This window comes from Mesorhizobium sp. M0293, from assembly GCF_040321735.1.
Lineage (GTDB): Bacteria > Pseudomonadota > Alphaproteobacteria > Rhizobiales > Rhizobiaceae > Mesorhizobium.
The window spans coordinates 1-7,038 of record NZ_JAMYSA010000189.1 but is presented as its reverse complement, the minus strand read 5'-3'; the positions used below and the strand labels follow the sequence as shown (position 1 = coordinate 7,038).

7 protein-coding genes are annotated in these 7,038 nt (G+C 63.2%); 2 read left to right on the top strand and 5 right to left on the bottom strand.

Going from position 1 to position 7,038, the window contains the following annotated elements; all coding sequences use genetic code 11:
- The coding region (gene putA, locus NKJ06_RS33635) for a bifunctional proline dehydrogenase/L-glutamate gamma-semialdehyde dehydrogenase PutA (protein WP_352812206.1) at positions 1 to 1,737 on the bottom strand (1,737 nt) is incomplete at its 3' end.
- 163 nt (positions 1,738 to 1,900) lie between these two features.
- Between putA and NKJ06_RS33630 the strand changes: the two genes are divergently transcribed.
- The gene (locus NKJ06_RS33630) at positions 1,901 to 2,353 is read left to right on the top strand and encodes an Lrp/AsnC family transcriptional regulator (protein WP_352627949.1); all 453 of its coding nucleotides are present in this window, start codon (positions 1,901 to 1,903) and stop codon (positions 2,351 to 2,353) included.
- Between the two features lies 1 nt (position 2,354).
- On the opposite strand, the gene NKJ06_RS33625 is transcribed toward NKJ06_RS33630, so the two are convergent.
- Both NKJ06_RS33625 and NKJ06_RS33620 read right to left on the bottom strand, forming a co-directional pair.
- Positions 2,355 to 3,554, bottom strand: coding sequence for a cytochrome-c peroxidase (locus NKJ06_RS33625; RefSeq protein ID WP_352627948.1), 1,200 nt, complete (start codon positions 3,552 to 3,554; stop codon positions 2,355 to 2,357).
- 7 nt (positions 3,555 to 3,561) lie between these two features.
- Entirely contained in the window at positions 3,562 to 4,011 is a 450-nt protein-coding gene (locus NKJ06_RS33620) for a FixH family protein (protein WP_352627947.1), read from the bottom strand.
- Between the two features lie 150 nt (positions 4,012 to 4,161).
- Between NKJ06_RS33620 and NKJ06_RS33615 the strand changes: the two genes are divergently transcribed.
- Positions 4,162 to 5,082, top strand: a complete 921-nt coding sequence (locus NKJ06_RS33615; RefSeq protein WP_352628138.1) for a sugar kinase — start codon at positions 4,162 to 4,164, stop codon at positions 5,080 to 5,082.
- A 141-nt stretch (positions 5,083 to 5,223) separates the two neighbouring features.
- On the opposite strand, the gene NKJ06_RS33610 is transcribed toward NKJ06_RS33615, so the two are convergent.
- Positions 5,224 to 6,246, bottom strand: a complete 1,023-nt coding sequence (locus tag NKJ06_RS33610; protein WP_352627946.1) for an aldose epimerase family protein — start codon at positions 6,244 to 6,246, stop codon at positions 5,224 to 5,226.
- Positions 6,247 to 6,337: 91 nt separating this feature from the next.
- Positions 6,338 to 7,038: aldehyde dehydrogenase family protein (locus NKJ06_RS33605; protein ID WP_352812204.1), on the bottom strand; the 701-nt coding region annotated here is incomplete at its 5' end.

Sequence of the window (7,038 nt, the reverse complement as noted above, 5' to 3'; positions counted from 1 at the left end):
CTGCTTGGCAGCGGCTTCGCTGACCGTGCCGACCGCTTCGGAAGGCTTTGCCGGGTTGACGATCGCGCGCTGCTTGCCGTAGCCGGCGGCGCGGGTGATCGGTTTGGCATGCCAGCGGTCCGGCCCAGCGAATGCCGCCCTGGCCTTGTCGATTGTCGCCAGCGTCACCGTGTCGGTGATATCGAAACCCTTCGAGTTGCGGCGGCCGGCCCCAAAAATCTGGGAAGGCCGGGCAATCGCCGGATTGGCGGCCGGACCTTGGCTTTCGACCGTTTCGAGCGGATCACGCGCAATGTCCTCCGGCTCGACATCCTCGTCGGTCAGCTGGTGCACGAAGGAGGAATTCGCGCCGTTCTCCAGCAGCCGGCGGACCAGATAGGCAAGCAGATCGGAATGCGCACCGACCGGTGCATAGATGCGGCAGCGCGTGCCTTCGGCCCGGCGCACTGTCTCGTGCAGCGCCTCGCCCATGCCGTGCAGGCGCTGGAACTCGAAGGTATCGCGATTGTCGGCCATCGACAGGATGGCGGCAACGGTGTGGGCATTGTGGGTGGCGAATTGCGGATAGACGCGGTCGGTCATGCCAAGCAGTTTTTTCGCGCAAGCGATGTAGGAGACGTCGGTGTTGGCCTTGCGGGTGAAGACGGGATAGCCTGACAATCCGAGCGTCTGCGCCCGCTTGATCTCGGTGTCCCAATAGGCGCCCTTGACCAGCCGCACCATGATGTTGCGGTCGTATTTCTTGGCCAGCGCGTAAAGCCAGTCGATGGCAAAGGCGGCGCGCGGACCATAGGCCTGGACGACGACGCCGAAACCGTTCCAGCCTGCGAGTTCCGGCTCGGCCAGCACCCGTTCGATGACGTCGAGCGACAGATCGAGGCGGTCGGCTTCCTCAGCATCTATGTTCAAGCCCATGCGCGAATGGCGCGCGGCAAGCGCCAGCGACAGCAGTCGCTCGGCCATGACCGGCAGCATCTCATCCTTCTGCGCCACTTCGTAGCGCGGATGCAGCGCCGAAAGCTTGACCGAAATGCCGTGGTTCTGCCTGATATCAGGGCCGTTGGAGCCGGAATCGAGCGACGAAATCGCGTCGGCATAGGCCTTGTGATAACGCAAGGCGTCGGCCTCGGTGCGAGCCGCCTCGCCCAGCATGTCGAAGGAATAGAGATAGCCCTTCTGCGTCATCGGCCGGCCGCGCTTGACGGCTTCAGTGATGGTGCGACCGAGCACGAACTGCTCGCCCATTTCGCGCATGGCGGCGGCCACTGCCTTGCGGATGACCGGCTCGCCGAGCCGCCGCACCATTGAGCGCAGCGTGCCTTCGATGCCGCCTTCGCCCTCGTCGAGGACGCGACCGGTCAGCATCAGCGCCCAGGTCGAGGCGTTGACGAAGATCGAACTCGAACCGCCCGAATGCGCGGACCAGTCATGCGGTGCGATCTTGTCGGCGATGAGGTCGTCCATGGTTTCGGTGTCGGGCACGCGCAGCAGCGCTTCGGCCAGGCACATCAGTGCCACGCCTTCCTTGGTGGAGAGACCATAGGCGGAGAGAAAAACCTCCATCAGCCGCGGGTCGGACGAGCCGCGCACCGCCCGCACCAGATCGGCGGCCCGGGCCGAGATCGCCTTGCGGTCTTTCGCGGAGAGCCCCGTCGCCTCGGCCAGCCGCTTCACGGCCTCGTCTTCATCGGGAAGGTAGTTGGCGCGAATCTGCTGGCGGATGGTATCGAGCGGCATGGCGGTCCTGCGGAGCGAGCATCAGGGAGCGGGCCGGCGGTCACCGGACCGAAAGGCGCAAGCTAGCACAAGTGAGAAATTTCAGTCGGTCCAAAGAAATCGACATTGCAGCTCATTCGATCTATCCTAGCGGCCTAGAATTATCATATGGACTGCACTTTCGATGACAGAAGACCAATTGGACCGCATCGACAGGAATATTCTGGCGGCGCTGGCAAGCGAGGGACGGCTTTCGATGTCGGAACTGGCGGCAAAGGTCGGCCTGTCGAAGACGCCGGTGCAGGCACGTGTGAAGCGGCTGGAGAAGGACGGCTACATCAGGGGCTACCAGGCGATCATCGACCGCGAGCGGATAGGCGAAGGCCACGTCGCGTTCGTCCAGGTGAAATTGTCCGATACGCGATCCGCCGCGCTCGACGCCTTCAACCGGTCCGTACACGCCGTGCCGGAGATCGAGCAGTGTCACATGATGGCGTCGAGCTTCGACTATCTGCTGAAAGTCCGCACCCGGGATATCGCCGCTTACCGCCGCGTCTTGGGCGAGCGCATCTCGGCCCTGCCCCATGTGGCCCAGACCTCGACATTCGTGGCAATGGAGACGGTCAAGGATCGGTAACTCACTCCGAAAGCGTCTTCAGGAAAGCCACCAGCGCCGCACGCTCACGATCCGACAACTCCAGGGGGTGAACTTCGGATGTCCCCTCGACGCTGGGCGCAGCCTTGGCGTAATGCGCAACCACCTCGTCGAGCGACGAGAACTGACCGGCGTGCATGTAGGGCGGACGGGTCGCGGCCCCGCGCAGCGACGGCGTCTTGTAAGCGCGGATGAGTTGCGGCGCATCCTTGACCATGAAGCGCAGTTCGCCGCAGGCGCCGGCGTCGCCATCGCGATAGGCGCCGAAGCAGTTGAACGGGTCGGCCTCGACTTGGGCCACGGCATCGATACGGCCGCGATCCGGCGGCAGATCGGCAACGGGCGGCACGCCGGTGTTGTGAAAACCGTTGTCGGTGAAGCGCGGGCCGTTGTGGCAGGTCACGCAGTTGGCCTTGCCGATAAACAGTTTCAGCCCAAGGATTTCCTCCTTCGAGAAGGCGGCGTCCCCTTTCGGCTCGGCGCCGGTGACGAGATCCAGCGCAAAGCGGTCGAAGCGCGTCGGCACCGGCTCGATCGAGCGTTCGAAGGCGGCGATCGCCTTACCGATATTGGCATAGACGCCGTTGATGGCGTCACGCTGCGCACCGCTCATCGCGTTCCAGGCAGCCTTCTCGGCATCATTTCCCTGTGGGCTGGCATTCAACGGCATGCCGGAAAGATCGGGCAGCGGACCAAAAATGCGCTCATAGCGCTCGCCGAAGCGCGCCTTGATGTAATGCGCGTAGGCAGTGCGGTTTCCCGCCTGCTCCAGCGGATTTTCGAGCGGCGTCAGCGCTTGCGCCCACAGGCTGTCGCGGCGGCCGTCCCAGAAGAACCAAGGATCGCGCGCCACGCCGGCCAGCGGCATAGTGCGCCGGTTGGTGTGGCCGACGCCGACGGCTTGCGGCAGGTCATCCTGGAATTGACGGTCGATCTTATGGCAGGTCGAACAGGATACCGTGCCGTCACGGCTCATGCCCTGATCGAAGAACAGCGTCGAGCCGAGTGCGGCGGCGGCTGGCACATCGGCAAAACGATTGGTGGTGTCGGGTTTCAGCGGCGGCAGTGCCGACAGCGCCAGCGAGGCGATGGTCTTCTTCTCGGCGTCGGAAAAGTCAGGCTTGCCGCAACCGGCAACAATAACGGTAACCATCAGCGCCAGAAAACGTGAAAGCCGCCTCATTTCTTGCTCACAGCACCACGTTGAAGACCACGGTGTCGGAGCCGGCCGTGGCCGAAATGGCGAAATGCAGCTGCCACCAACCGCTCATAGTGAATTTCACCCCTTCGATGCGATAGCGCCCGTCGCCGAGATAGTCGGTCGCCTGCGGGCTGGTCGGCAGGCCGTGACTGTGCAGCGGCATGCCGCCGGAGATCGCGATCGCGGCCCCTTCCACCGGCGCTCCAGCCTTTGTCTTCAGCGTCAGCAGCCAGGATTGCAGTTGGCCTTGCCGCACAACGCCTCGCTCCGGCAAAAAACTTGCCACGAACAGCCCGTTGGCGGTTTTCTTCGTCCGGGAGACATCCGGGCCGGCGGGCTGCGACGACCGCGGCGCCGTCAGATAGACGACCGCGAGAATGCCGACCAGCAAGGCAGCCAGACCAAGACCTGCCAGAAGATAGCGCCATATCGATGCCAAACCGTTTCCTCTTCTGCAGACAACGCTCTGCCGGACGGATCGCATCCCGCCAGCTGTGCGAAAACGCCATGGCGGAAAAAACCCTGCTTGCCAAGCATGGCGCTGCCGGTGGCAAAAAGCTACAGCAGCGAGATCACTGGAGGATTGCAGATGGCGGGAAACGGCGTCGCCTCGATCGGCGAATGCATGCTCGAACTGTCGGGCCAGACGGGACCGAACTGGCGCATGGGCTTTGCCGGCGACACGTTCAACACGCTGTGGGCGCTGCACGCGTTGAGCACTGAGAGGCCGGCAACCTATGTCTCCGCCTTCGGTGACGATCCGTTTTCGCAAGGCCAGATCGGCTTTTTCGCCGAGAACGGCATTGGCATCGGCTCCAGCCCGGTGATAGCCGGGGCACGGCCTGGTCTCTATGCCATCACGCTCACCGGCGCCGAGCGTTCCTTCACCTACTGGCGTTCCGACGCCGCTGCGCGGCAGCTTGCCTCTGATCCTGCAGCATTATCGAAAAGCCTGGAAAATCAGTCTCTTGCCTACTTCAGCGGAATTACTTTGGCAATTCTGGACGAGGCTGCGCGCGCCACCCTGTTAGCGGCCGTCGCCAAGGCGCGCTCGGCTGGTTCACGTGTCGCATTCGATCCCAATTACCGGCCGCGGCTCTGGCGCAATCGTGAGGAGGCGCAGGCCGCGATCGCCGAAGCGCTTGCCGTCACCGACATCGCATTGCCGACCTTCCCCGACGAGCAGATGCTGTTCGGCGATGCAACACCGCAGGCGACCGCAGAGCGGCTCGGGCAACTCGTTGGCGAGATCGTCGTCAAGAATGGCGAAGCACCGGCGCTGATTGCCCAAGGAGGAACGCTGTGCGAAGTCCCGGCGATCCATGTCACCGACCCCGTCGATACGACCGGCGCAGGCGATTCCTTCAACGGCGGCTACCTTGCGGCCCGACTCGCCGGCCACGACCCGCTGGAAGCCGCGCGCCGTGCCCATCGTGTCGCCGCCGCCGTGGTGCAGGTGCGCGGCGCGCTGGCACCTTTCGAGACGTTGCGAAACGCTTTCGAAGGCTAAGGTCCGGTGAGATTCAGGTCAGGCCGAGCCGAAAACAGTAGGTTCCGAGAACCGGAGCGGAGCGTACTTTTGGGTGCGTAAGCACCGGAAGCGCAGGAAACTGCTGTTTGCAGGCCGGCCTCACCTGAATATCGGCAGACCTTAAGGCAGGCGGAAACGATATTCTGTGACATGATGGTAGATCGCGCCCGGCCACAGCGTCGCCTGTGGGAAATATGGCCGATTCGGCGCATCCGGCCACACCTGCGGCTCCAGACAGAAACCGCAAAAGGCCTTGTAGTTGCGCCCCTCCAGCCCGGTGCGCGGCGTCACATATTGGCCGGTATAGAGCTGAACGCCGGGCTCGGTGGTCCAGACTTCCATCTCGACACCGGAATTGGCGCCTTGCGTCCATGCCGCCTGCTTGAGTGGTCCACGTGACGCGGCAAGGCAAAAATTCTGGTCGTAGGGCAGTTGTTCACCCTCGGTCTCCATACGCAGCGGCCGCGCCTGGCGGAAATCGAACGGCGTGCCGTCAACCGGCTTGACCACTCCGGTCGGGATCATGTCGCCATCGACCGGCAGATAGGCGCCGGCATTCAGCATCATCCTGTGGTCGAGAATGTCGCCGGCGCCGCCATCATCCAGGTTGAAATAAGAATGCTGGGTGAGATTGCACAGCGTCGGTTCCTCGCAGGTGGCGGACAGTTCGACGCTGAGCGTGCCGGGGATCTTCAGCCGGTAGGTGCAGGTGACGTCAAGCGCGCCGGGAAAACCCATCGTGCCGTCGGGATCGTGCAGGGTCAGCGTGACGAAATCCCTGCCATGCAAGGAAACCGTCCACGGCCGATGGGAGTAACCTTGCGAACCGCCATGCAGCGTATGCTTGTCGAGGAAATTTTGCTCGGTCTGGTAGCGGCTGCCGCCAATGGTGAAACGGCCGTCGCGGATGCGGTTGGCATAGCGGCCGACGACCGCGCCAAAGAAGGCCGTGTCGGTCTCATAGGATCCCAGATTGTCATAGCCGAGCACCAGCGGTGCATCGTGCCCGGTCAGGCGCAGATCCTGGATGATAGCGCCTAGACCGATGATGTTGGCGGTGATACCGCCGCCCCTGATCGTGAAGCGACGCACCGCCTCGCCTGCCTGCGTCGTACCGAAAACCTCGCCGTCCTTCATCGCCATGCCCGTAAATGTCAGTTGATCCAGAGGATTTCGGCTGGTTTTCCCATGAGAGATGGGCAGGCCATCGGCCCCCCATCTCAGAGGTAGCCTATCAGAGACCGAGGCCGCCGATGCAGACATATTTGGTGTCGAGGTAATCCTCGATGCCCTGATGTCCGCCTTCCTTGCCGAGGCCCGATTCCTTGACGCCGCCGAACGGTGCCTCCGGCGTGGTGATGAGGCCTTCATTGACGCCGACCATGCCGTATTTCAACCCTTCCATGACCCGGAAGGCGCGGCCGAGATCGCCGGTATAGAAATAGCAGGCGAGGCCGAATTCGGTGTCGTTGGCAAGCGCGATGGCTTCCTGTTCGGTCTCGAACTTGAACACGGGTGCTACCGGCCCAAAGATCTCTTCCTTCATGAAGCGCATCTTGGGTGTGGCGTTGGCGATGACAGTCGGCTGGAAGAACGAACCGCCGAGCGCATGGCGCTTGCCGCCGGCAACGATCTTGCCGCCCTTGGAAGTCGCGTCGGCGATCAGCTCCTCGACCTTCTCGACCGCCTTCTCGTCGATCAGCGGTCCCTGCTGCACGCCGTCCTCGAGGCCGGAACCAACCTTCAGCCCGTTGCTGGCGGCGGCGAGCTTCTCGACGAACTTGTCATAGACACCGGCCTGAACCAGGAAGCGGTTGGTGCAAACGCAAGTCTGGCCGGAATTGCGATATTTGGCGGTGATCGCACCGGCGACGGCGCGTTCGAGATCGGCGTCGTCGAAGACGATGAACGGCGCGTTGCCGCCGAGCTCCATCG

Coding starts and splice junctions, on each gene's coding strand:
- NKJ06_RS33630 (WP_352627949.1), top strand. CDS start 1,901: ATGACAGAAGACCAATTGGACCGCATCGACAGGAATATTCTGGCGGCG.
- NKJ06_RS33625 (WP_352627948.1), bottom strand. CDS start 3,554: ATGAGGCGGCTTTCACGTTTTCTGGCGCTGATGGTTACCGTTATTGTT.
- NKJ06_RS33615 (WP_352628138.1), top strand. CDS start 4,162: ATGGCGGGAAACGGCGTCGCCTCGATCGGCGAATGCATGCTCGAACTG.
- NKJ06_RS33610 (WP_352627946.1), bottom strand. CDS start 6,246: ATGGCGATGAAGGACGGCGAGGTTTTCGGTACGACGCAGGCAGGCGAG.